Here is a 24,155-nt window from a genome sequence, read left to right as displayed (position 1 = left end):
GGCTTCAGTCTTCTCTCGGTCTCGATGTGGGTAGCGACTACCAGCGGTAGTGCGCGAAGGCCTTGTTGGACTCGGCCATCTTGTGGGTGTCCTCGCGCTTCTTGACGGCCGCACCGAGGCCGTTCGAAGCGTCGAGAAGCTCGTTGAGCAGACGCTCGGTCATGGTCTTCTCGCGACGGGCGCGGGAGTAGCCGACCAGCCAGCGCAGCGCCAGGGTGTTGGCGCGGCCGGGCTTGACCTCGACCGGCACCTGGTAGGTGGCGCCACCGACACGGCGGGACTTGACCTCAAGCGTGGGCTTGATGTTCTCCAGCGCGCGCTTGAGCGTGATGACCGGGTCGTTGCTGGTCTTCTCGCGCAGGCCCTCCATGGCGCCGTACACGATGCGCTCGGCGGTGGAGCGCTTGCCGTTCAGCAGCACCTTGTTGATGAGCGAGGTGACAAGAGGAGAACCGTAGACCGGGTCGATGATGACCGGGCGCTTCGGGGCAGGGCCCTTACGAGGCATTCTTACTTCTCCTTCTTGGCGCCGTAGCGGCTGCGGGCCTGCTTGCGGTTCTTGACACCCTGGGTGTCAAGGGAGCCGCGGATGATCTTGTAGCGAACACCGGGCAGGTCCTTCACACGGCCGCCGCGCACGAGCACGATGGAGTGCTCCTGCAGGTTGTGTCCCTCACCCGGAATGTAAGCAGTGACCTCGATACCGCTGGTCAGACGCACACGCGCGACCTTACGCAGGGCCGAGTTCGGCTTCTTCGGGGTGGTCGTGAACACACGCGTGCAGACGCCACGACGCTGAGGGGACCCCTCGAGTGCGGGCGTCTTGTTCTTCTCGACCTTGTCCTGCCGGCCCTTGCGGACCAGCTGCTGGATCGTAGGCACTACTTCTCCGGTTTCTGTGTGCCGAATGGTGAAGCTAACCTGGAACATCGCCGACCCACGCGGTCGGGTGTGTCGGATCCCGCGGACTCCTGCCGGGAAGCAGAAGGGGACGCGTATCACGGTGGCCACTTCGTCGCTCAGGTGCGGTTTGAAGGCACGCACGAGGGTCAGGGCACACCCCAGGCACAAGGTCTGAGCGTACCTAGCGCAATCACTCCGGTCAAAACAAAAGGGCGGGGACCGGTTGTGGGGGGCGTGAGCTGCGGTTTTATCCGGGGTCTCCGGCATACCACGAAAGCCAACGACACGCGAACGGGAGTGGGCGCGGAGTCCCGGGCTGCGCAAGACGATCCGGCCCTCCGCTCGTCGGGTGCCCGGAGCGCCCCCCTGGGACCTCCCTCTGGGGAGGGTCCGTGCTCTGCCGAACAGCACTCGAGAGCGCTCTTCCCGCTGGTCCGGGCCTGATCCGAGCGGTCTCGGAGACCACCGGTGTCGGCCCGCACGCCGGCGGGCGCGGAGTGGCTTCTCCACGACTCCGCGATCCTCGTCTCCGTCCGGTACCCCTCCCCCACTGTTGTCGGCCCTGGCGCCCAATCCGCCGAGCCTGACAGTGTTCTTCACCACGGCCGCGGTGGCGCCGGAGCCGTCCCCGCCCTACGTGATCTCCGAGACCGGGATTCCGTAGCGGGTGCCGTTCAGGTGCCCTCGGCCGCGGCCAGGGCCTCGACGACGAGGCTGTTCGGCAGGCGGCCCTTGGAACTGACCGGCCGCCCGTTCGCCTTGGCCCAACGCCCCACCTGTTCCGGGGCGACGTCAGGAGTGGCCCGCCCGGGATTCCGCACCGCGGCTTCCTCCTGCTCCGGCGACAGCACGTGATGGTCCGAGGCAGACGACCCGGCCAGTCCGGGAAGGCCGTCCTCCAGGGCGCCGGCGAAGGTACGCAGTCGGGCCGCGACAAGTTGGGGCGGTGCCGTCGCGATGAATTCGCCGTTCTTCGTCCTGACGGAGGCTGCCAGCAGTGGATTGCTCAGGAGCGAAAGTGCGTCCTCGATCTCACGAGGGCTGAGGGGATTTCTCTCCGTACCCTTGCTCATGCGCCAGATGTCGCGAGCGGTCAGCGCACCTCGTTGAATTCGATGTCATTCTCGTCGTTACCACTCTCCCAGAGAGCGCTCGACACCTGCCCGATGGCTTCAAGACTTCGTGTGACAGAAGTCCAGACAGAGTGCGCAGACTCGGAGAAGATGATGTCGAGCAACTCCTGAGGGAAGAGCCGCGCACAGCAGAACGATTGAGCCACTCCGCGATGTTGCTTGCGGAGATGAGGGGGATGTTTTTCCTCTTGGCCCACTGCGGCAGGCGACCACCGAAGTCCGGGCCCACCACGATGACCCGTTCCGCCTTGTGAATCTTCCGATGCTCCTCCAGAGCATCGAATTTGATGTCGTTCTCGTGGACCACACCAGCCGAGTCCGTCTTCACTTCGACAGTCACGCGGCAGCGCCTCGTGGGAGAAATACAGAAGACCACGAGCAGGTCTGTCTTTCCAGGTCCGCCATGCTGTTCGACTTCCATACCCAGGAGGCGAAAGGACCGCTACGGCTTCCTCGAACCGTCGGGGGTTAGCACTGTCGAAGGCCGCATCGAGGACCTGCACATGGTTACCCACGAGGTTTCTGCCGGCCTGGCTGCTGTCCGATGCGCCTGCTCGGCTGAGGATTTCTTGACGGTGAACTGGTCGACGCATTGCCGCCGCACTCGAAAGCCTCGACCAGAACGCACTGGCTAAGCGTAAGAGGCCCCATAGGCTTCGTCTGTGTGAGCTGGAGGGCATTGCGCAGCGAACGGCCACGATCAGTAAGCACCACCTGATTACTGTGATCCCACAGCTCCGCCCGTACAAAATCTCCGCCGCCTTGTTGAGCTCGGCGTGACTCCTTCCTGAATCAATCTCCCGCAACATCTCGCCCACGAAAGCGGACGTTCACGTGAAGAACCGCGGCCAAGTAATCGGTGTCCTCACGGTCCAGGAAGACCCTGGCTTCGTGCGACAGACGCAGCGTGTCCCTGCCTTTGACGAGGAGTCCGCAGGAGCCAAGACTGTGCACGGCCGCCTTGATTGTTGTCTCTGCACCGGTAATACGCCAGGTGAAGGGCCTCTCCACCGCCCCGTCGCAGCCGATCTCGCGCAGCAGGTCACGTATGGGATTAAGACCCTAGCTTTCATGCTGGCCTAGCGGATAAATCCTCCACTCAATGATGAAGTGGGAAACTGCTGCGAGTCCGAACACGCCGAAGGGCGGCCACCCCGCAACGGGGTGGCCGCCCCTCAGAACCCACTACTACTGGTTGTACGGACCGTAGTCGTAGTCCTCCAGCGGAACGGCCTGGCCGGAGCCCGTGCCGAACGGCGAGTAGTCGATGTCGTCGTAGCCGACGGCCGAGTACATCGCGGCCTTCGCCTCCTCGGTCGGCTCGACCCGGATGTTGCGGTAGCGGGAGAGACCCGTACCGGCCGGGATGAGCTTACCGATGATGACGTTCTCCTTGAGGCCGATGAGCGAGTCGGACTTGGCGTTGATCGCCGCATCCGTGAGGACTCGCGTCGTCTCCTGGAAGGACGCCGCCGACAGCCAGGACTCCGTGGCCAGCGAGGCCTTGGTGATACCCATGAGCTGCGGACGACCGGAGGCCGGGTGACCGCCCTCCTGGACCACACGACGGTTCTCGTGCTCGAACTTCGAGCGCTCGACCAGCTCGCCGGGCAGCAGCTCGGCATCGCCGGACTCGATGATCGTCACACGGCGCAGCATCTGCCGGATGATGATCTCGATGTGCTTGTCGTGGATCGACACACCCTGCGAGTTGTAGACCTTCTGGACCTCGCCGACCAGGTGGACCTGGACGGCACGCTGGCCCAGGATGCGCAGCACGTCGTGCGGGTTGGTGGCACCCACGGTGAGCTTCTGGCCCACCTCGACGTGCTCGCCCTCGCTGACCAGGAGCCGGGCGCGCTTCGAGATCGGGAACGCCGTCTCGTCGCTGCCGTCGTCCGGGGTGATGACGATCTTCTTGGTCTTCTCGGTCTCCTCGATCCGCACGCGGCCCTGGGCCTCGGAGATCGGGGCGACACCCTTCGGGGTACGGGCCTCGAAGAGCTCGACGACACGCGGCAGACCCTGGGTGATGTCGTCACCGGCCACACCACCGGTGTGGAAGGTACGCATCGTCAGCTGGGTACCGGGCTCACCGATGGACTGGGCGGCGATGATGCCGACCGCCTCACCGATGTCGACCAGCTTGCCGGTGGCCAGCGAACGGCCGTAGCACATGGCGCAGGTGCCGACGGCGGACTCACAGGTCAGGACCGAGCGGGTCTTGACCTCGGAGACGCCACGGGCGACCAGTTCCTCGATGAGGACGTCACCGAGGTCGGTGTTGGCCGGGGCCAGCACCACGCCGTCGACGACGATGTCCTCGGCCAGCGCACGTGCGTACACGCTGGTCTCGACGTTCTCCGCCTTGCGCAGCACGCCGTCCGCGCCGAGCTCCGCGATGTGCAGCTTGAGACCGCGCTCGGTGCCGCAGTCCTCCTCGCGGATGATGACGTCCTGCGAGACGTCCACCAGACGACGGGTCAGGTAACCCGAGTCGGCGGTACGCAGGGCGGTGTCGGCGAGACCCTTACGGGCACCGTGCGTGGAGATGAAGTACTCCAGCACCGACAGACCCTCACGGAACGAGGCCTTGATCGGACGCGGGATGGTCTCGTTCTTCGCGTTCGACACCAGACCACGCATACCGGCGATCTGCCGCATCTGCATCATGTTTCCTCGGGCACCCGAGTCAACCATCATGAAGATGGGGTTCGTCTTGGGGAAGTTCGCGTTCATCGCCTCGGCGACCTCGTTGGTCGCCTTGGTCCAGATCGCGATGAGCTCCTGCGTGCGCTCTTCCTTGGTGATCAGACCGCGCTCGTACTGCTTCTGGACCTTCTCGTCCTGCGCCTCGTAGCCCGCGACGATCGCCTTCTTCGCCTCGGGGACGACGACGTCGGAAATGGCCACGGTGACGCCGGAGCGGGTGCCCCAGTAGAAGCCGGCCGCCTTCAGGTTGTCGAGCGTCGCCGCCACGATGACCTTGGGGTAGCGCTCCGCCAGGTCGTTGACGATCTCGCCGAGCTGCTTCTTGCCCACCGAGTAGTCGACGAACGGGTAGTCCTCGGGCAGCAGCTCGTTGAAGAGCGCGCGGCCCAGGGTGGTGCGCAGCCGGAAGGTGTCACCGGTCTGGTACTCCGGCTCGCCCTCCTCGACGGCCGGCGGGGTCCAGCCGCGCGGCGGGATGGTGCCCACCGGGAAGCGGATGTCGATCGCCGACTGCAGCGCCAGCTCGCCGGCGTCGAACGCCATGGTCGCCTCGGCCGTGGAGCCGAACGCACGGCCCTCGCCCTTGGTGTCGCGCAGCTCGCCGTCGGTGGTGAGGAAGAACAGACCGAGGACCATGTCCTGGGTCGGCATCGTCACCGGACGGCCGTCGGCGGGCTTGAGGATGTTGTTCGAGGACAGCATCAGGATGCGGGCCTCGGCCTGCGCCTCCGCGGAGAGCGGCAGGTGCACGGCCATCTGGTCACCGTCGAAGTCCGCGTTGAACGCGGTGCAGACGAGCGGGTGGATCTGGATGGCCTTGCCCTCGACCAGCTGCGGCTCGAAGGCCTGGATGCCGAGGCGGTGCAGGGTGGGCGCACGGTTCAGCAGCACCGGGTGCTCGGCGATGACCTCTTCGAGGACGTCGTACACGACGGTGCGGCCGCGCTCCACCATGCGCTTGGCGGACTTGATGTTCTGCGCGTGGTTCAGGTCGACCAGGCGCTTCATCACGAACGGCTTGAAGAGCTCCAGCGCCATCGCCTTCGGCAGACCGCACTGGTGCAGCTTCAGCTGCGGACCGACGACGATCACGGAACGCGCCGAGTAGTCGACTCGCTTGCCGAGCAGGTTCTGACGGAAACGACCCTGCTTGCCCTTGAGCATGTCGCTCAGGGACTTCAGCGGGCGGTTGCCGGGACCGGTGACCGGGCGACCACGACGACCGTTGTCGAAGAGGGCGTCCACGGCCTCCTGGAGCATGCGCTTCTCGTTGTTCACGATGATCTCGGGCGCGCCGAGGTCGAGAAGCCGCTTCAGGCGGTTGTTGCGGTTGATCACACGGCGGTACAGGTCGTTCAGGTCGGAGGTCGCGAAGCGGCCACCGTCCAGCTGCACCATCGGGCGAAGGTCCGGCGGGATGACCGGGACGCAGTCCAGGACCATGCCCTTGGGGCTGTTGGAGGTCTGCAGGAACGCGGACACGACCTTCAGCCGCTTCAGGGCACGGGTCTTCTTCTGGCCCTTGCCGGTGCGGATGATCTCGCGGAGCTTCTCGGCCTCCTCGTCGAGGTCGAAGGACTCCAGGCGCTTCTGCAGCGCCGCGGCACCCATCGAACCGTCGAAGTAGGTGCCGAAGCGGTCCCGCAGCTCGCGGTAGAGGAGCTCGTCGCCCTCCAGGTCCTGGACCTTGAGGTTCTTGAAGCGGGTCCACACCTCGTCGAGGCGGTCGATCTCGCGCTGCGAACGGTCGCGCAGCTGCTTCATCTCGCGCTCGGCACCCTCGCGCACCTTGCGGCGCACGTCGGCCTTGGCACCCTCGGCCTCCAGCTCGGCCAGGTCGGCCTCGAGCTTCTTGGCGCGGGCTTCGAGGTCGGAGTCCCGGCGGTTCTCGACCTGCTGGCGCTCCACGGAGACATGGGCCTCCAGGGAGGGCAGGTCGCGGGTGCGGCGCTCCTCGTCGACGAACGTGATCATGTACGCCGCGAAGTAGATGACCTTCTCCAGGTCCTTCGGGGCGAGGTCGAGCAGGTAGCCCAGGCGCGACGGGACACCCTTGAAGTACCAGATGTGCGTGACGGGCGCGGCAAGCTCGATGTGGCCCATCCGCTCACGGCGCACCTTGGCGCGGGTCACCTCGACGCCGCAGCGCTCACAGATGATGCCCTTGAAGCGGACACGCTTGTACTTGCCGCAGTAGCACTCCCAGTCCCGGGTGGGGCCGAAGATCTTCTCGCAGAAGAGCCCGTCCTTTTCCGGCTTGAGGGTGCGGTAGTTGATCGTCTCGGGCTTCTTGACCTCGCCGTGGCTCCACTGACGGATGTCGTCAGCGGTGGCCAGGCCGATCCGGAGCTCGTCGAAGAAGTTGACGTCGAGCACTATGCGTCAATCCCTCTCAGGGTTGTGAGTCTTTGGTCTGATACGGGGGCCTGGGGGTCGGCGGGGGCCTCACACGGTGGCGAGGCCCCTACCGGACTCCCGTCAGACCTCTTCGACGCTGCTCGGCTCGCGCCGGGACAGGTCGATGCCGAGCTCCTCCGCCGCGCGGAAGACGTCCTCGTCGGTGTCACGCATCTCGATGGACATACCGTCGCTGGACAGCACCTCCACGTTCAGGCAGAGCGACTGCATCTCCTTGATGAGGACCTTGAAGGACTCGGGGATGCCGGGCTCGGGGATGTTCTCGCCCTTGACGATGGCCTCGTAGACCTTCACGCGGCCGGTGACGTCGTCGGACTTGATGGTCAGCAGCTCCTGGAGGGCGTACGCGGCGCCGTAAGCCTCCAGCGCCCACACCTCCATCTCGCCGAACCGCTGGCCACCGAACTGGGCCTTACCACCCAGCGGCTGCTGGGTGATCATCGAGTAGGGGCCGGTCGACCGGGCGTGCAGCTTGTCGTCGACCAGGTGGTGCAGCTTCAGGATGTACATGTAGCCGATGGAGATCGGGTCCGGGAACGGCTCACCGCTGCGGCCGTCGAACAGCCGCGCCTTGCCGGACGGCTGCACCAGGCGGTCGCCGTCGCGGTTCGGGATGGTGTGCTGGAGCAGACCCGCCAGCTCGTCCTCACGGGCACCGTCGAACACCGGGGTGGCGACGTTGGTGCGCGGGGCGACCTGGTCGGCGCCGATGACCTGGAGGCGCTGGGCCCAGTCGTCGGCGAGGCCGGAGACGTCCCAGCCGCGGCTGGCGAGCCAGCCGAGGTGGATCTCCAGGACCTGCCCCGGGTTCATTCGGGACGGGACACCCAGCGGGTTGAGGATGATGTCGACCGGGGTGCCGTCCTCCAGGAACGGCATGTCCTCGATCGGCAGGATCTTGGAGATGACACCCTTGTTGCCGTGCCGGCCGGCGAGCTTGTCACCGTCGGTGATCTTGCGCTTCTGCGCCACGTACACGCGCACCAGCTGGTTCACACCGGGGGGAAGCTCGTCGCCCTCCTCGCGGTCGAAGACGCGGACGCCGATGACCTTGCCGATCTCGCCGTGCGGGACCTTCAGCGAGGTGTCACGGACCTCACGGGCCTTCTCACCGAAGATCGCGCGCAGCAGGCGCTCCTCCGGCGTCAGCTCGGTCTCGCCCTTGGGCGTGACCTTGCCGACGAGGATGTCGCCGGCGACGACCTCGGCACCGATCCGGATGATGCCGCGCTCGTCGAGGTCGGCGAGGACCTCCTCGGAGACGTTCGGGATGTCCCGGGTGATCTCCTCGGGGCCGAGCTTGGTGTCACGGGCGTCGACCTCGTGCTCCTCGATGTGGATCGAGGAGAGGACGTCGTCCTGCACGAGGCGCTGCGACAGGATGATCGCGTCCTCGTAGTTGTGACCCTCCCACGGCATGAACGCCACGAGCAGGTTCTTGCCGAGGGCCATCTCGCCGTTCTCGGTGGCCGGACCGTCGGCGAGCACCTGGCCCGTGATGATCCGGTCGCCCTCGTTGACGATGACCTTCTGGTTGACCGAGGTGCCCTGGTTGGACCGGGAGAACTTGGCCAGGCGGTACGTGATGTACGTGCCGTCGTCGTTGGCGGTGGTGATGTAGTCCGCGGAGACCTCCTGGACCACACCGTCCTTCTCGGCCTTGACCACGTCACCGGCGTCGACGGCGGAGCGGTACTCCATGCCGGTGCCGACGAGCGGGGACTCGCTCTTGATGAGGGGCACGGCCTGGCGCATCATGTTCGCACCCATGAGGGCACGGTTGGCGTCGTCGTGCTCCAGGAACGGGATCATGGCGGTCGCGACCGACACCATCTGGCGCGGCGAGACGTCCATGTAGTCCACGTCTTCACCGGCGACGTAGTCGACCTCGCCGCCACGGCGGCGGACCAGGACGCGGTTCTCGGAGAAGCGCATGTCGTCGTTGAGGCCGGCGTTGGCCTGCGCGATGACGAATCGGTCCTCTTCGTCGGCGGTCAGGTAGTCCACCTCGTCGGTGACCTGGCCGTCGACGACCTTGCGGTACGGGGTCTCGACGAAACCGAACGCGTTGACGCGACCGTAGGAGGCGAGCGAGCCGATCAGACCGATGTTCGGGCCTTCGGGCGTCTCGATCGGGCACATACGGCCGTAGTGCGACGGGTGCACGTCACGGACCTCGAAGCCAGCCCGCTCACGGGAGAGACCACCCGGGCCAAGAGCCGACAGACGGCGCTTGTGGGTGAGACCCGACAGCGGGTTGTTCTGGTCCATGAACTGGGACAGCTGGCTGGTGCCGAAGAACTCCTTGATGGAGGCGACGACCGGCCGGATGTTGATCAGGGTCTGCGGCGTGATCGCCTCGACGTCCTGGGTGGTCATGCGCTCACGCACGACGCGCTCCATACGCGCCAGACCCGTACGGACCTGGTTCTGGATGAGCTCGCCGACGCTGCGCAGACGACGGTTGCCGAAGTGGTCGATGTCGTCGGTCTCGACGACGATCGAGCCACCGCTGTCGCCGACCGTCTCGGTCTCGCCCGCGTGCAGCTTCACCAGGTACTTGATCGTCGAGATGATGTCCTCGACGGTCAGGATGCCGGCGTCCAGCGGAGCGTCCGCGCCCAGCTTCTTGTTGACCTTGTAGCGGCCGACCTTGGCGAGGTCGTAACGCTTCGGGTTGAAGTACAGGTTCTCCAGGAGCGTCTGCGCGGCCTCGCGCGTGGGGGGCTCGCCCGGACGCAGCTTGCGGTAGATGTCGAGCAGCGCGTCGTCCTGGCCCTGGGTGTGGTCCTTCTCCAGGGTGGCGCGCATCGACTCGTACTCGCCGAACTCCTCGAGGATCTGCTCGGTCGTCCAGCCGAGCGCCTTGAGCAGCACGGTGACCGACTGCTTGCGCTTGCGGTCGATGCGGACACCGACCATGTCGCGCTTGTCGATCTCCATCTCCAGCCAGGCACCCCGGGACGGGATGATCTTGGCTGAGAAGATGTCCTTGTCGGACGTCTTGTCGATCGAGGAGTCGAAGTAGACACCCGGCGAACGGACCAGCTGCGACACCACGACGCGCTCGGTGCCGTTGATGACGAAGGTGCCCTTGTTCGTCATGAGCGGGAAGTCGCCCATGAAGACCGTCTGGGACTTGATCTCACCGGTCTCGTTGTTGGTGAACTCGGCCGTGACGAAGAGCGGGGCGGCGTACGTGAAGTCGCGCTCCTTGCACTCGTCGATGCTGTTCTTCGGCGGCTCGAAACGGTGGTCGCGGAAAGTCAGCGACATCGACCCGGAGAAGTCCTCGATCGGGGAGATCTCCTCGAAGATCTCCTCCAGACCGGACTTGGTGGGGACGTCCTGACCGGACTCCAGAGCCTCCTCGACCCGACTCTGCCAGGCGGTGTTGCCGAGCAGCCAGTCGAAGCTCTCGGTCTGCAGCGCGAGCAGGTTGGGAACCTCGAGAGGCTCCTTGATCTTTGCAAAGGAGATGCGCAGCGGGGCGGTGCTGGCGCCGTTGTTCGTATTCGCGTTCGAGGCAGTGCGCGAGGCGGCCAAGAGGGGGTCCTTCCGAGGGCTCGGACTCACTACGCGCTCCCCGGTCCCTTCCCGGACACAGAGACAGAAACCCCAGTTCAGAGGAGGTTCGGTCGTCGGCATTCGGGTGAGGGCAGACCCCTGGTGACGGGCAGGGGACAGCTAACAGGCAGCGCAAAGGGTCAGTGTAGCCACTTGGCACACTGATGTCCAGTCTCCATTTTCTGAGACCCTCGCCATCGTCAACGCCTGCGTCATGCCTGCCCTCAACGCACGTTGATACTGCCCTCTTCGTCGCCGATCCATGCCTCGGATTCGGACCGTTCTGGCGACGCGTCCTGAGAATTGCGCGCTGCGTGCGGTTCGTCAAGGCCCCCCTGCGCAAACCCGGTGCGCCAGGGACACGACGAAGATCACCATACCTCCCGCCGGGGCGGGTGCAAGGTAACCGTGGTCGGCCTCCCAGGAACGCCGAAGAGCGACCACCCGGATGGATGATCGCTCTTCGCGGTCCGCGCGTTACAGCCCCGGAGGACGTGTTTCAGCGCACAGAGGTCTGGTCGACCTCAGAGGCCTTACTTGACCTCGACGGAGGCGCCGGCGCCCTTGAGGGACTCGGCGGCCTTCTCGGCGGCGTCCTTGGCGACCTTCTCGAGGACGGGCTTCGGGGCGCCGTCCACGAGGTCCTTGGCCTCCTTCAGGCCGAGCGAGGTCAGCTCGCGCACGACCTTGATGACCTGGATCTTCTTCTCGCCGGCACCGGTGAGGATGACGTCGAACTCGTCCTTCTCCTCCTCGACCGGGGCGGCGGCGGCCGGACCGGCCGGGCCCGCGACGGCGACCGCGGCGGCGGCGGTGACGTCGAACTTCTCCTCGAACGCCTTCACGAACTCGGAGAGCTGGATGAGGGTCATGCCCTCGAACTCGGCGAGCAGTTCGTCCTGGGTGAGAGCCACGATGGCTTTCCTTCCACTAATTCGGCTGGTGCCGTATGTACATGTCTGGCGGGCGTACGCCTTGCGGCGTTACTGCGTAGACGTTCGGCCCGCTAACGACCTCTGCCTCGGCGGGGAGCCTCAGGCGGCGGTCATTTCGGGAGCCGAATTACTCGGCACCGCCCTGCTCGTCCTGCTTGGCACGGAGCGCGTCCACGGTGCGGACGAGCTTCGAGGGGAGCGCCTGGAAGAGCTGAGCAGTCTGCGTCTGCTTGCCCTTCATGGCACCCGCCAGCTTGGCGAGCAGAACCTCGCGGGACTCGAGGTCCGCAAGCTTCTTGATCTCGTCGGCGGACAGCGCCTTGCCGTCAAGGACACCGCCCTTGATGACGAGGTTCGGGTTGTCCTTGGCGAAGTCACGAAGACCCTTCGCCGACTCCACCGGGTCACCGGTGACGAAGGCGACCGCCGTCGGACCGTTGAACAGGTCGTCGAGCGTCGAGATCCCGGCCTCGTTGGCCGCAATCTTGGTCAGCGTGTTCTTCACCACGGCGTACTGGGCGTTCTCACCGAGCGAACGACGCAGCGTCTTGAGCTGCGCCACGGTGAGACCCCGGTACTCGGTCAGCACGGCGGCGTTCGAGCTGCGGAACTGCTCCGTCAGCTCGGCTACCGCGGCAGCCTTGTCGGGCCTTGCCATAGAGCGTCGGCCTCCTTCCGGGTGATGAGGACCGCTCAGAAGGGGCTGGGAAAACGAAACGCCCCGGCGCAGGCGCACGGGGCGTAGCTCGACCGATCACACACACCTGAGCATGTGTCCCGGGAGCACTGTCCACAGTCACCTGCGCGGGTCGTCCGCGGTTCAGCGGATCCTTCGGCCACCGCGCACTCTGACGAGCACACGGCAACGACCAGCGGTCTTTGGCTTCGTGAGGAGCGTACGGGACCGGTGCACTGTCAAGCAAATCCGGCCCTGCGACGCTGCCGTGCGGGGCTCAGGAGACGGTGCCGCCCTGTTTCTTCAGCAGCGTCCTGAAGTCCTCGGTGTCGCCGGCCGGGGGCCGCTCGGCGGTGACCTTCACGCCGTAGTCGCTGTAGTAGGCGGTCTGGGTCATCGCGCCGTTCGGCGTGGCGGCCTTCTCGACCTTCTTGACCAGCAGGTCCTTGTCGTCGACCCAGATGTCGACGGTCTCGGTGCCGACGCCGGCCTGGGTGAGCTGGTCGCGCAGCTCGCTCTCGCCGCTCAGGTCGGAGACGCTCACCGTGCCCGAGTAGTGGGTGGCGTGCACGCCGGAGACCTGCTCCTCGCCCGTCCTGCGCACGTCCCCGGAGGCAAGCAGCAGCCGTACCGACTGGTTGGGCGTGGTGTGGCGCATCAGGTCGGTCATCATCGCGCCCGAGCCGCCGCCCAGGGTGGCGAGGTAGTCGTACGGGTACCTGATCCAGTGCTTGCCGCCCAGCTGCCGGGCGAAGGCGGGGCCGACCTTGGCGTAGTAGGCGTCCCGGAGGTACCGGGTCTCCAGGGACGTGGAGTCGAGCCGGCGCATCAGGTCGGCGGTGCTGCCGCCGGTGTAGGTGATGGTGAGCGTGCCGGTGAGGCCGTCCGTCCAGCCGAGGGTGCCCTGGGCCTTGGTGGACATCAGGGAGCCCAGCGCCGTGGTGGAGCGGACCCGCACCGAACGGGCCCGGTGCGTGGACCGCTCGGCGGAGCGGAGGGCGGTCATGGCGCGGGCCTGCTGGGCGGCGGTGCTGCCCTCGGGGTCCGGGGCTGCCGAGGAGGTACAGGCGGCCACCCCGGTCAGCGCGGTCGCCACCGCGAACGCCAGGGCCACCCGGCGCACACTCGACCTCGTCATCTCGGCCCACCCCCCACACGAGTCCCGCACCCCCGACGCTAACCCAGGCCACTGACAGCCGTGCCCGAAGCCCGCCAAGGGCCGGGCCGGCGTACGGGGAAAACGGGGCGGGCCCCGCAACCCTCTCGGATTGCGGGGCCCGACCTGTTGGCGACGCGTCCCTGACGCGGCTGCCGGACCGAGCGCGGGGCTCAGACGGCGGCCGGGTCCTCCTCGGTGAGGAGGTTGCGGGTGCGGTTCGAGTCGACCGGGATGCCGGGGCCCATCGTGGTGCTGATGGCGGCCTTCTTGATGTAGCGGCCCTTGGCGGCGGACGGCTTCAGACGGAGGATCTCCTCCAGCGCGGCGCCGTAGTTCTCCACCAGCTTGTCGTCGTCGAAGGACGTCTTGCCGATGATGAAGTGCAGGTTCGAGTGCTTGTCGACGCGGAACTCGATCTTGCCGCCCTTGATCTCGGTCACGGCCTTGGCGGTGTCCGGGGTCACGGTGCCGGTCTTCGGGTTCGGCATCAGACCACGCGGGCCGAGGACGCGGCCGAGGCGGCCGACCTTGCCCATGAGGTCCGGGGTGGCGACGACGGCGTCGAAGTCCAGACGGCCCTTCGCCACCTCGTCGATCAGTTCGTCGGCGCCGACGATGTCGGCGCCCGCGGCACGCGCGGCCTCGGCACGGTCACCGGTCGCGAAGACCAGGACCCGGGCGGTCTTACCGGTGCCGTGCGGGAGGTTCACGGTGCCACGGACCATCTGGTCGGCCTTGCGCGGGTCGACACCCAGACGGAAGGCGACCTCGACAGTGCCGTCGAACTTGGTCGTGGAGGTCTCCTTGGCGAGACGGACGGCCTCGAGCGGGGCGTACAGCTTCTCCCGGTCGATCTTCTCGTCCGCAGCGCGAAGGGCCTTGCTGCGCTTGCTCACAACTTGCTCCTGTGGGTTCTGAAGGAGTCGTGGTGTACGGGCCGAGCAGGCCCTACCACGGTGGTTCTACGAAGGTGGGGTTCAGCCCTCGACCGTGATGCCCATGGAGCGGGCGGTGCCGGCGATGATCTTCGACGCGGCGTCCAGGTCGTTGGCGTTGAGGTCGGGCAGCTTGGTCTGGGCGATCTCGCGGACCTGCGCCTCGGTGATCTTGGCGACCTTGGTCTTGTGCGGCTCGCCGGAGCCCTTCTCGACACCAGCGGCCTTGAGGATCATCTTCGCGGCCGGCGGGGTCTTGGTGACGAAGGTGAAGGAACGGTCCTCGTAGACCGTGATCTCCACCGGGATGACCCAACCGCGCTGCGACTCGGTCGCGGCGTTGTAGGCCTTGCAGAACTCCATGATGTTGACGCCGTGCTGACCGAGCGCGGGGCCGACCGGCGGAGCCGGGTTCGCCGCACCGGCGTTGATCTGGAGCTTGATGAGCCCCGTGACCTTCTTCTTCTTGGGAGGCATAGCTCTCCGGGTCCTTTCATTTCGGGTCCTGCCTGCGCGAGGGGACCAACCCGAACGCAGGCATACCGCACAACGATAGCGGGTATAGATGCGCGGCCAAAAACCGAGCAGGTCAGGGGCCAGAAAAGGCGCCTGACCTGACACGGACGTCCACTCGGGCGCCCCGAAAGGGGCGCGGGGCTGCATCGAATATGCGGCTGCCGCCGCGCGGGCGCGACCAGCCCCCACCGGCCCGCAGCTGAGGTACTACCTCAGTTCTTCTGGATCTGGTCGAACGACAGCTCAACCGGCGTCTCACGCCCGAAGATCTCGACGAGACCCTTGACCTTCTTGGAGTCGGGGTTGATCTCGTTGATCGTCGCCTGCAGCGTGGCGAACGGACCGTCGGTCACCGTCACCGAGTCGCCCACCTCGAAGTCCAGCACCTGGACCTCGACCTTGCGCTGCGGCGCCGGCTTGCCCTCGGCCTCCGCCGCCTCGCGCGCCGCCTTCTCCTCGGCCTCCGGCGCGAGCATCTTGACGATCTCGTCCAGGGTCAGCGGGTAGGGGTCGTACGCGTTGCCGACGAAGCCGGTGACGCCGGGGGTGTTGCGGACGACACCCCACGACTCGTTGGTCAGGTCCATACGGACGAGCACGTAACCGGGCAGCTTGTTCTGCTTGATGGTCTTGCGGTCGCCGTTCTTGATCTGGACGACTTCTTCCTGCGGCACCTCGGCCTGGAAGATGTAGTCCTCGACGTTCAGCGAGACGGCGCGCTGCTCCAGGTTGGTCTTCACGCGGTTCTCGTAGCCGGCGTAGGTGTGGATGACGTACCACTCGCCCGGCAGCAGCCGCAGTTCCTCGCGGAGCGCCTGGACGGGGTCGACCGGCTCGGCCGGCTCTTCCTCGGCGGCGTCAGCGGCCTCTTCGGCGTCTTCCTCGGCAGACTCGTCGGCGCTTTCCGCGTCGACATCCTCTTCCGCGTCGACATCCTCGTCCTCATCCTCGACGTGGACCGCGGTCTCCTCGGCCGGCTCCCCCAGTGCGGCCTCGGCAGCCTCGAACTCGTCCTGCTCGTCCGCGCCCTCGACGATGTCGAGCTCGTCGTCGACCGTCTCGGCCGCCTGCCCGCGGGGCTCGGTGGCGTCGTCGTTCAGGTTCGGGTCAGACACGATGGCTGCTTCTTCCTGGATACATAGGGGTGGAACATGCGAAAAGGGGCGCCGGTACCACGGCGCCCTTCGCTCTGTGCTCAGCCGAAGACGTACTTGGCAGCGTGGTTGAGTCCATAGTCAATCACGGTCACCAGAGCGATCATGATGGCGACGAAGAAGATCACCACGGTGGTGTACGACGTCAGCTGGTTACGAGTCGGCCAGACGACCTTGCGGAGCTCCGCGATGATCTGGCGATAGAAGGTGGCAAGGCGCTTCAGCGGGCCCTTCTTGGCACGCTTACCGCCCTTGCGGGCCTTCTTCTTGGACTCCGACACCTCGTCCTGGGCATCAGGCGTATCGATGGAGCCCACGGCGTCCGTCATTCATCCTCACCTGATCCCGGGTCGTGGCCGTGCCGCGCCCGGTTCCTGAGCCGCACGGCGGTGCAATGCTTGTACGTACATGCGCACACATCCTGGCGGTGTGTGTAGCAGGGCCGGAGGGACTTGAACCCCCAACCGCCGGTTTTGGAGACCGGTGCTCTACCAATTGAGCTACGACCCTTTGCGGTGTCCCCCAACGTACCGCATCCGGCCGAGTGCTCGGAGTGCACCCGCTCGGTCGCGCCTGCTGAAGGCCAACGAGGAGAGAGTGTACGTGGTCCACGGCGCCGCGTCGAACAGAAAGTGGCAGTCCGGGGCGACCGTACGGAAGATCGTCCTGGCCGGGGACCGGATCCGCACGCTTGTTCACGGTCTGGCCCGTGGTTGTTCAGTCTGTGAAACCGGCGTGCCACGCAGGTTTCCGGTCTGAAACGATGGGCCCCATGAGCGCTGCAACCCCTCCCACCGAGCGCCGGGTCTCCGCCCGAGTCGGCGCGATCTCCGAGTCCGCCACCCTCGCCGTGGACGCCAAGGCCAAGGCCCTGAAGGCCGCCGGGCGCCCGGTGATCGGCTTCGGCGCCGGTGAGCCCGACTTCCCGACCCCGGACTACATCGTCGACGCCGCGATCGAGGCCTGCAAGAACCCGAAGTACCACCGGTACACGCCGGCCGGCGGTCTGCCCGAGCTGAAGGCCGCGATCGCCGCGAAGACGCTGCGCGACTCCGGCTACGAGGTGGACGCGAGCCAGGTCCTCGTCACCAACGGCGGCAAGCAGGCGATCTACGAGGCCTTCGCCGCGATCCTGGACCCGGGCGACGAGGTGATCGTCCCCGCCCCGTACTGGACGACGTACCCGGAGTCGATCCGTCTCGCCGGTGGTGTCCCGGTGGAGGTCGTCGCGGACGAGACGACCGGCTACCGCGTCTCCGTGGAGCAGCTGGAGGCGGCGCGCACGGAGCGGACGAAGGTCGTGCTCTTCGTCTCCCCGTCCAACCCCACCGGCGCGGTCTACAGCGAGGCCGAGACCGAGGCGATCGGCCGCTGGGCCGTCGAGCACGGGCTGTGGGTGCTGACCGACGAGATCTACGAGCACCTCGTCTACGGCGACGCGAAGTTCACCTCGCTGCCGGCGATCCTGCCCGAGCTGCGCGACAAGTGCGTCGTCGTCAACGGTGTCGCCAAGACGTACGCGATGACGGGCTGGCGGGTCGGCTGGGTCATCGGCCCCAAGGACGTCGTCAAGGCGGCCACGAACCTCCAGTCGCACGCCACCTCGAACGTCTCCAACGTGGCGCAGGTCGCCGCCCTGGCCGCCGTCTCCGGCGACCTGGAGGCCGTGGCGAAGATGCGCGAGGCCTTCGACCGGCGCCGCAGGACCATCGTGCGGATGCTCAACGAGATCGACGGCGTGGTCTGCCCGGAGCCCGAGGGCGCCTTCTACGTGTACCCGTCGGTCAAGGCGCTGCTCGGCAAGGAGATCCGCGGCAAGCGCCCGGCCTCCTCGGTGGAGCTGGCCGGGCTGATCCTGGAGGAGGCCGAGGTCGCGGTCGTACCCGGCGAGGCCTTCGGCACGCCCGGCTACCTGCGTCTGTCGTACGCGCTCGGTGACGAGGACCTCGCCGAGGGCGTGAGCCGGATGCAGAAGCTGCTGGCCGAGGCGCAGGACTGACCCTCTTTCCGCGCTCCACGCGCGCGTGCGGGCCGTTTCCCTCCGGGGAGGCGGCCCGTTCGCGTGTGCGAGCAAGGCCACGAAAGGGGAATCGGCTACCGGTGCGGCGGCTGCGTACGGCAGGATCCTGGAATGGAGCACGTACGTGATGTCTCTGAGCTGCCGAAGGCTCATCTGCATCTGCACTTCACCGGTTCGATGCGGCCGGCAACCGTCCTGGAGCTGGCCGACAAACACGGCGTACGCCTCCCCGAGGCGCTCACCGACGCCCTGACCAGTGGCGAACCACCGAGACTGCGGGCCACCGACGAACGCGGCTGGTTCCGTTTCCAGCGGCTGTACGACGCTGCGCGCTCCTGTCTCAGAGAGCCCGAGGACATCCGGCGCCTGGTCCGGGAGGCCGCCGAGGAGGACATCAAGGACGGCTCGGGCTGGCTGGAGATCCAGGTGGACCCGACGTCGTACGCACCGCGCCTGGGCGGGCTGATCCCGGCGCTGGAGATCATCCTGGACGCGGTGGAGACGACGTCCAGGGAGACGGGCCTCGGCATGCGCGTCCTGGTGGCCGCGAACCGTATGAAGCACCCTCTGGACGCGCGCACGCTCGCGCGGCTGGCCGTGCGGTACGCGGACCGGGGTGTGGTCGGCTTCGGGCTCTCGAACGACGAGCGGCGGGGCATGGCGCGGGACTTCGACCGGGCGTTCCACATCGCCCGTGAGGGCGGCCTGCTGGCGGCTCCGCACGGCGGCGAGCTGACCGGCCCGGCGTCGGTGCGGGACTGCCTGGACGATCTGCACGCCTCCCGGATCGGGCACGGCGTGCGGGCGGCGGAGGACCCGCGGCTGCTCAAGCGGCTGTCGGACCGGGGCATCACCTGTGAGGTGTGCCCGGCCTCCAACGTGGCGCTGGGCGTCTACGAGAAGCCCGAGGACGTTCCGCTGCGCACCCTCTTCGAGGCGGGCGTCCCGATGGCGCTCGGCGCCGACGACCCGCTCCTGTTCGGCTCCCGCCTGGCCGCGCAGTACGACATCGCGCGCGTGCACCACGGTTTCACGGACGCCGAACTCGCGGAGCTGGCCCGGCAGTCGGTACGGGGTTCGGCGGCGCCGGAGGACGTGAAGTCGAAACTGCTGGCGGGCGTCGACGAGTGGCTCACGGCACCGGTGTCCTGATCGGGGTCTTCGTCAGGGCCTTCGGAAGTGGGTGTACGGCGGGTACGCCTTGAAGCAGACCAGGACCTCGACGGGGTGCCCGCCGCCGGGCGGCTGTCGCAGCCCCCACAGCCCCGACAGCAGTGCCGGGTGTCCCTCGGCCACCCGCTTCTGCCGGGGCCCCCAGCCGGCCGTGTAGGCCAGGGACATGGCGGTCTCGGCGAAGGCGTCCCGGCCGCCGAAGAGGAAGAAGGTGTTCGCGTGGGTGGTGTGCCGTAGCTCGTCCCGGCGGTCGTGGTACCGCCACCGCGCGCGCCAGGCGGCGGCGTCCCGCGCGGTGCGCGCCTCGTCGGTGCGGACGGTGAGCGGGCTGCCGCCGTGCCGCAGCCGCCGGCGCAGCTCGGGCCACTGCGACGCGCGCAGGCCCAGCGAGCCGTGGGCCAGGACGAGGTCGACGAGCGGTCCCTGTCCCTCGTCGGGCGGCACCCCGTCCCGCAGCGGCACATGGACGATCGTGTGCGGTGAGTGGGCGGCGAACGAGAACAGCCCGGCGAGCCGGTTGAGCCCGTCGTGGCCGCCCGTGAGGGTGCCGACGGGCGCGGGCCGGCACAGGGAGGTGTGGCGCAGGGGCTGCCGGGGCTGGACGACGCGGTGCTCGTGCGGACCGGTGCGGGGCCGGAACTCGCTGAGTCTCAGCCGCATACGGAGTGCCTCATGGCATCAGGGTCGCGGGCGGCCGGGTTCCTCGGCAACGGAGATTCCGGCGAGCAGGGTGCGCACGAGCCGGGCGGCGAACGTGTCCACCGGCGGGCGCTGGCCGGTCGGGGTCGCCTCGAAGGCGAAGACGCGCTGGACGCAGGCGCCGAGCAGCAGGGAGGCGGCGGCGAACGTGTCGGCGCCCTGGTGGATCCGGCCGGCGGCCTGTTCGGCGCGCAGATAGGCGTCGAGGGCCTGGATCGGCACGTGCGGGCCGGCACCGATCGTCCGCAACTGCTCGTCGAGCCGGTGTTTGAGCTGCTTCTCGGCGTAGAGGGAGGCGGCGATCGGGAAGCTCTCCTCGTAGAAGAGGGCGGCCTGGCGTGCGATGTGGGTGAGGTTCTCCTCCAGGGAGCCCCGGCCGGGTTCGTGGGAGAGCTCGCCGAGCAGCGGGATCAGCCGGGGCAGCCGTTCGGACAGGACGTGCACGAACAGCTCTTCCTTGCTGGGGAAGTACTTGTAGAGCGCCGCCTCGGAGCAGCCGGCCGCCCTGGCGATCTCCTTGGTGGTGGCGCGGGCGAGCCCGGCGGTGCGCATCAGCTCGTGAGCGGCGTCGAGGATGCGGACGCGGGCCGGTTTCTGCTGCATGACGCCCAAGGATCACATGCCCTTTCCTGCGGATGCGACGGATGTCCCGAAGAGCCTTGACGGGTAGGTGAGTGCTTACCCACTCTAGAGACGAGCAGAGGTGAGTGAATACTCACCCACCCCTTGGCGCACGAGCACGCATGAGCACACGGGAGCAGTCATGAACCTCACCGTCTTCGGCGCGACCGGCGGGATCGGCCGGGAGATCGTCCGCCAGGCGCTGGCGTCCGGCCACCGGGTCACGGCGGTCGTCCGCGACCCCGCCAGGCTGACCGTGACCGGCCCCGGCCTGGAGGTGGTCCGCGCGGACCTCACCGACCCCGGAGCGGTCCGCCCCGCGGTCGCCGGCCGGGACGCGGTCCTCTCCGGCCTGGGTCCGCGCGGCCGGGGGGACGCCGGGGTCGCCGCCCGCCTGACCCGCACGGTCCTGGCCACGATGCAGACCGAGGGGGTACGGCGCCTCGTGGTGGTCAGCGCGGCCCCGGTGGGCCCGGAACCGGCCGACGGCCTCCTGGACCGCACCGCGCGCGGCCTGGTCGGCAGGGTCCTCAAGCCGGTCTACGACGACCTGCGCGAGATGGAGGCGGAGCTGTCCGGCAGCGGCACCGACTGGACGTCGGTCCGCCCGCCCCGTCTCCAGGACAAGCCCCTCACCGGCAGCTACCGCACGGTGATCGGCGGCTTTCCCCCGAAGGGCCGCTTCATCGCCCGGGCGGACGTGGCCCACGCCATGCTGGCGGTGATCGAGGACGCGGGGACGGTGAAGCAGGGGGTGGGAGTGGCGTACTGAACCGACCCGCAAGGCGCGGGGGCTGAGCCTCGGAAGGGCCCCGCCGCACCCCTCGGTACGACCGCTACAGGCTCACGCCCACGGTCACCGGCTCGTTGACGAGCGTGACACCGAACGCCTTGTGGACACCGGCGACAACCTCGCGCGCCAGCGCCAGCAGATCCTCGGTCGTGGCCCCGCCCCGGTTGGTGAGCGCCAGCGTGTGCTTGGTGGAGATCCGGGCGGGCCCGCTGCCGTACCCCTTGGCGAACCCGGCCTTGTCGATCAGCCAGGCCGCCGAGGTCTTGGTACGCCCCTGGCCTGCCGGGTAGGCGGGCGGCTCGGCCTCGTCCCCGAGCCGCTCACGCACGCGCGCGTGGAAGTCGGCGAGCTGCTCGTCCGTGAGGATCGGGTTGGTGAAGAAGGACCCCGCCGACCAGGTGTCGTGGTCCTCGGGGTCGAGCACCATGCCCTTCCCGGCGCGCAGTTCGAGCACGGCCTCGCGTACGCGGGCCAGCGGCGCCCGGTCCCCCTGCGCCACTCCGAGCGCCCGCGCGGTCTCGGCGTACCGCACCGGCGCCGACAGCCCGGCCGCGTCCTCCAGCCCGAAGCGCACGCGCAGCACGACGTAGCGCTCGGGTGCGGCCTTGAACCGGCTGTGCCGGTAGGAGAACGCGCACTCCTCGTTTGCCAGCGTCACCGTCTCGCCGGCCCGCCGGTCGTAGGCGAGGACCTCGGTGATGGTCGAGGAGACCTCCTGGCCGTACGCACCGACGTTCTGGATCGGCGTGGCGCCCGCGGACCCCGGGATTCCGGCGAGGCACTCGATGCCCGCGAGGCCCGCCTCGACGGTGCGGGCGACCGCGTCGGTCCAGACCTCGCCGGCCGCCAGCTCCAGCGTCGTACCGCGTGCTTCGAAGCCGGTGGTGGCGATGCGCAGGGCGGTGCCGTCGAAGCCCTTGTCGCCGATGACCAGGTTCGAGCCGCCGCCGATGACCAGCAGCGGGGTGCCGCTGTCGTCGGCCTCGCGGACGGCGGCGATCACCTCGGCGTCGGTGGTCGCGGTGACCAGCCGGGTGGCGGGGCCGCCGAGCCGGAAGGTGGTGAGGGGGGCGAGGGGGGCGTCGTGGAGTTCCTGCACGCGCCCAAGACTACGAGACGCCACCGACACTCCCTCCGTGCTCTCCCCGTCACGAGCCGCACGCGCGCGTGGGGCCCCGTCCTGGGCGGACGGGGCCCCATGCGCGCGTGCCGTCAGCTGCCGACACTCTCCAGAGCCAGGGCCGGCTCCCCCTCGGTCACCGTCCGCGCGGCGCGGCGGCGGCCGGGGATGACCAGGGCCGCGATCCCGGCGAGGGCGACCACGGCCGAGCCGGTGACCAGGGCGGGCCGCAGCCCGTCCACGAAGCTCTGGGCGCTCTCGTAGCCGCCCTGGGCGGCGAAGATGGACGACATGACGGCGATGCCGAGCGCGCCGCCGACCTCGCGCAGCGCGTTGTTGGCGCCGGAGGCGATGCCCTGTTCCTGCGGGCGTACGGCTGACATCACGAGGTTGGCGGCGGGGGCGAAGTACAGCGCCATGCCGATCCCGCTGATGATCAGACCGGGCAGCTGGACACCGTAGGAGGCGTGGGCGGTGACCACGGAGGCCATGTAGCCGAGCCCGGCGGCCTGCAGGAAGAGTCCGGCGGCGGCGACCGGGCGGCCGCCTATCCGGTCGGAGAGGATCCCGGCGATCGGTGCGACGAGCATCGGCATGCCGGTCCAGGGCAGCATCCTGAGGCCCGCCTCGGTGGGCGAGTAGCCGAGGACGCCCTGCATGTACTGGCTGAGCAGGAAGATCGAGCCGAACATCCCGAGGAACATCAGCAGGCTGGCCGCGTTGATCCCGGAGAAGGCGCGGGAGCGGAAGAGCCGCATCGGCAGCATCGGGTTCTTGGCGCGGCTGCCGTGGATGACGAAGCCGACGAGCAGGGCGCCGCCCGCGAACAGCCCGGTGAGCACGAGGGAGCTGGTCCAGCCGTCGGCGGGGCCGCGCACCAGGCCGTAGACGATCCCGAAGAGGCCGCCGCTGGCGAGCAGGGTGCCGGGGAAGTCGAGCGGAGCGCCGGTGCCGTGGGACTCGGCGAGACGCAGACGGGCGAGCGGCAGCAGGGCGAGGCCGAGCGGCACGTTCAGCCAAAAGATCCAGTGCCAGGACACGTGTTCGGTGAGGCTGCCGCCGATGAGCGGCCCCGAGGCGACCGCGAGCCCGTTGACGGCGCCCCAGATGCCGTACGCCATCCCGCGCCTGGCCTCGGGCACGGCCGCCGTCAGCAGGGTGAGCGTCAGCGGCATCATCACGGCCGCGCCGACGCCCTGCACCGCGCGGGCGGCGATCAGGGAGTCGATGCCGGGCGCCATGGCCGCGGCGGCGGAGGCGACGGTGAAGACGGTGATCCCGGCGAGGAAGAGCCGGCGGCGGCCGAAGCGGTCGCCGAGGGCCGCGCCGAACATCAGCAGGACGGCGAAGGTGAGCGTGTAGGCGCTCACGGTCCATTCGAGGTCGTCCAGGGCGCCGCCGAGGTCCTTGCGGATGGAGGGCAGTGCGGTGGTGACGACGAGGTTGTCGAGGGCCGCCATGAATCCGGCGACGCTGGTGATGACGAGCGCCCATGCGGCGCTTCCCTTGCGTGCGGTCTGCTGTGCGGTCTGCTGTGACATCGCTCCCCCAGAGCGTGGTCTGCGAAATCCATTAGTTATCGGTCACTAAGTTTCTGGCTCATGAAGAGGCCCGGACAGGA

20 protein-coding genes and 1 tRNA gene are annotated in these 24,155 nt (G+C 68.1%); 3 read left to right on the top strand and 18 right to left on the bottom strand.

Features of this window, described 5'->3' with window-relative positions; genetic code table 11:
• Nucleotides 1-37: 37 nt before the first annotated feature.
• The 14 genes from rpsG to ACGFZQ_RS05930 all read right to left on the bottom strand — a co-directional run bounded on the left by rpsG (nt 38) and on the right by ACGFZQ_RS05930 (nt 16,618).
• Complete coding sequence (gene rpsG, locus ACGFZQ_RS05995) at nt 38-508, bottom strand: 30S ribosomal protein S7 (RefSeq protein ID WP_007384059.1); 471 nt, start codon at nt 506-508, stop codon at nt 38-40.
• A 2-nt stretch (nt 509-510) separates the two neighbouring features.
• The gene (rpsL, locus tag ACGFZQ_RS05990; RefSeq protein WP_003948652.1) at nt 511-882 is read right to left on the bottom strand and encodes a 30S ribosomal protein S12; all 372 of its coding nucleotides are present in this window, start codon (nt 880-882) and stop codon (nt 511-513) included.
• Between the two features lie 695 nt (nt 883-1,577).
• Nucleotides 1,578-1,976 (bottom strand): hypothetical protein, encoded by a 399-nt coding sequence (locus ACGFZQ_RS05985; RefSeq protein WP_393839364.1) that lies wholly within the window; start codon nt 1,974-1,976, stop codon nt 1,578-1,580.
• A 20-nt stretch (nt 1,977-1,996) separates the two neighbouring features.
• Nucleotides 1,997-2,182: a hypothetical protein gene (locus tag ACGFZQ_RS05980; protein ID WP_393839363.1), complete on the bottom strand. Its 186-nt coding sequence runs from the start codon at nt 2,180-2,182 to the stop codon at nt 1,997-1,999.
• 1,042 nt (nt 2,183-3,224) lie between these two features.
• A complete protein-coding gene (locus ACGFZQ_RS05975; RefSeq protein WP_351748945.1) occupies nt 3,225-7,124 on the bottom strand; it encodes a DNA-directed RNA polymerase subunit beta' in 3,900 nt (1,299 codons plus the stop codon).
• A gap of 102 nt (nt 7,125-7,226) precedes the next feature.
• Complete coding sequence (gene rpoB, locus ACGFZQ_RS05970; RefSeq protein WP_351693782.1) at nt 7,227-10,712, bottom strand: DNA-directed RNA polymerase subunit beta; 3,486 nt, start codon at nt 10,710-10,712, stop codon at nt 7,227-7,229.
• A gap of 554 nt (nt 10,713-11,266) precedes the next feature.
• The gene (gene rplL / locus ACGFZQ_RS05965) at nt 11,267-11,650 is read right to left on the bottom strand and encodes a 50S ribosomal protein L7/L12 (protein WP_351694530.1); all 384 of its coding nucleotides are present in this window, start codon (nt 11,648-11,650) and stop codon (nt 11,267-11,269) included.
• A gap of 145 nt (nt 11,651-11,795) precedes the next feature.
• Nucleotides 11,796-12,326 (bottom strand): 50S ribosomal protein L10, encoded by a 531-nt coding sequence (rplJ, locus tag ACGFZQ_RS05960; protein WP_351748947.1) that lies wholly within the window; start codon nt 12,324-12,326, stop codon nt 11,796-11,798.
• A 295-nt stretch (nt 12,327-12,621) separates the two neighbouring features.
• A complete protein-coding gene (locus tag ACGFZQ_RS05955; RefSeq protein WP_393839362.1) occupies nt 12,622-13,482 on the bottom strand; it encodes a hypothetical protein in 861 nt (286 codons plus the stop codon).
• A 191-nt stretch (nt 13,483-13,673) separates the two neighbouring features.
• Nucleotides 13,674-14,399, bottom strand: coding sequence for a 50S ribosomal protein L1 (gene rplA / locus ACGFZQ_RS05950; RefSeq protein ID WP_351748951.1), 726 nt, complete (start codon nt 14,397-14,399; stop codon nt 13,674-13,676).
• Between the two features lie 81 nt (nt 14,400-14,480).
• Nucleotides 14,481-14,915 (bottom strand): 50S ribosomal protein L11, encoded by a 435-nt coding sequence (gene rplK, locus ACGFZQ_RS05945; RefSeq protein WP_037858373.1) that lies wholly within the window; start codon nt 14,913-14,915, stop codon nt 14,481-14,483.
• A gap of 251 nt (nt 14,916-15,166) precedes the next feature.
• A complete protein-coding gene (gene nusG, locus ACGFZQ_RS05940) occupies nt 15,167-16,069 on the bottom strand; it encodes a transcription termination/antitermination protein NusG (protein WP_393839361.1) in 903 nt (300 codons plus the stop codon).
• 80 nt (nt 16,070-16,149) lie between these two features.
• Nucleotides 16,150-16,437 carry a preprotein translocase subunit SecE gene (gene secE, locus ACGFZQ_RS05935; RefSeq protein ID WP_071385039.1) on the bottom strand — a complete coding sequence of 96 codons (288 nt, stop codon included), beginning with the start codon at nt 16,435-16,437 and terminating at the stop codon, nt 16,150-16,152.
• A 108-nt stretch (nt 16,438-16,545) separates the two neighbouring features.
• Nucleotides 16,546-16,618 (bottom strand) — tRNA-Trp (locus ACGFZQ_RS05930).
• A 262-nt stretch (nt 16,619-16,880) separates the two neighbouring features.
• On the opposite strand from ACGFZQ_RS05930, the gene ACGFZQ_RS05925 reads away from it, so the two are divergent.
• On the top strand, nt 16,881-18,107 hold the full coding sequence (locus ACGFZQ_RS05925; RefSeq protein WP_351693801.1) for a pyridoxal phosphate-dependent aminotransferase: 1,227 nt from the start codon (nt 16,881-16,883) through the stop codon (nt 18,105-18,107).
• Nucleotides 18,108-18,239: 132 nt separating this feature from the next.
• Entirely contained in the window at nt 18,240-19,280 is a 1,041-nt protein-coding gene (locus tag ACGFZQ_RS05920) for an adenosine deaminase (protein ID WP_393839360.1), read from the top strand.
• A 12-nt stretch (nt 19,281-19,292) separates the two neighbouring features.
• On the opposite strand, the gene ACGFZQ_RS05915 is transcribed toward ACGFZQ_RS05920, so the two are convergent.
• Both ACGFZQ_RS05915 and ACGFZQ_RS05910 read right to left on the bottom strand, forming a co-directional pair.
• On the bottom strand, nt 19,293-19,961 hold the full coding sequence (locus ACGFZQ_RS05915; RefSeq protein ID WP_393839359.1) for a hypothetical protein: 669 nt from the start codon (nt 19,959-19,961) through the stop codon (nt 19,293-19,295).
• Between the two features lie 18 nt (nt 19,962-19,979).
• Nucleotides 19,980-20,603 carry a TetR/AcrR family transcriptional regulator gene (locus ACGFZQ_RS05910; protein ID WP_351748060.1) on the bottom strand — a complete coding sequence of 208 codons (624 nt, stop codon included), beginning with the start codon at nt 20,601-20,603 and terminating at the stop codon, nt 19,980-19,982.
• 160 nt (nt 20,604-20,763) lie between these two features.
• Between ACGFZQ_RS05910 and ACGFZQ_RS05905 the strand changes: the two genes are divergently transcribed.
• Nucleotides 20,764-21,393, top strand: a complete 630-nt coding sequence (locus ACGFZQ_RS05905; protein ID WP_393839358.1) for an NAD(P)-dependent oxidoreductase — start codon at nt 20,764-20,766, stop codon at nt 21,391-21,393.
• A 64-nt stretch (nt 21,394-21,457) separates the two neighbouring features.
• On the opposite strand, the gene ACGFZQ_RS05900 is transcribed toward ACGFZQ_RS05905, so the two are convergent.
• Both ACGFZQ_RS05900 and ACGFZQ_RS05895 read right to left on the bottom strand, forming a co-directional pair.
• Nucleotides 21,458-22,513, bottom strand: coding sequence for a UDP-N-acetylmuramate dehydrogenase (locus tag ACGFZQ_RS05900; protein WP_393839357.1), 1,056 nt, complete (start codon nt 22,511-22,513; stop codon nt 21,458-21,460).
• A gap of 113 nt (nt 22,514-22,626) precedes the next feature.
• On the bottom strand, nt 22,627-24,075 hold the full coding sequence (locus ACGFZQ_RS05895) for a DHA2 family efflux MFS transporter permease subunit (RefSeq protein ID WP_351748064.1): 1,449 nt from the start codon (nt 24,073-24,075) through the stop codon (nt 22,627-22,629).
• Between the last annotated feature and the right edge of the window lie 80 nt (nt 24,076-24,155).

Source organism: Streptomyces sp. NPDC048254 (genome assembly GCF_043201895.1).
Lineage (GTDB): Bacteria > Actinomycetota > Actinomycetes > Streptomycetales > Streptomycetaceae > Streptomyces.
This window is presented reverse-complemented; position numbering and strand designations above follow the sequence as displayed.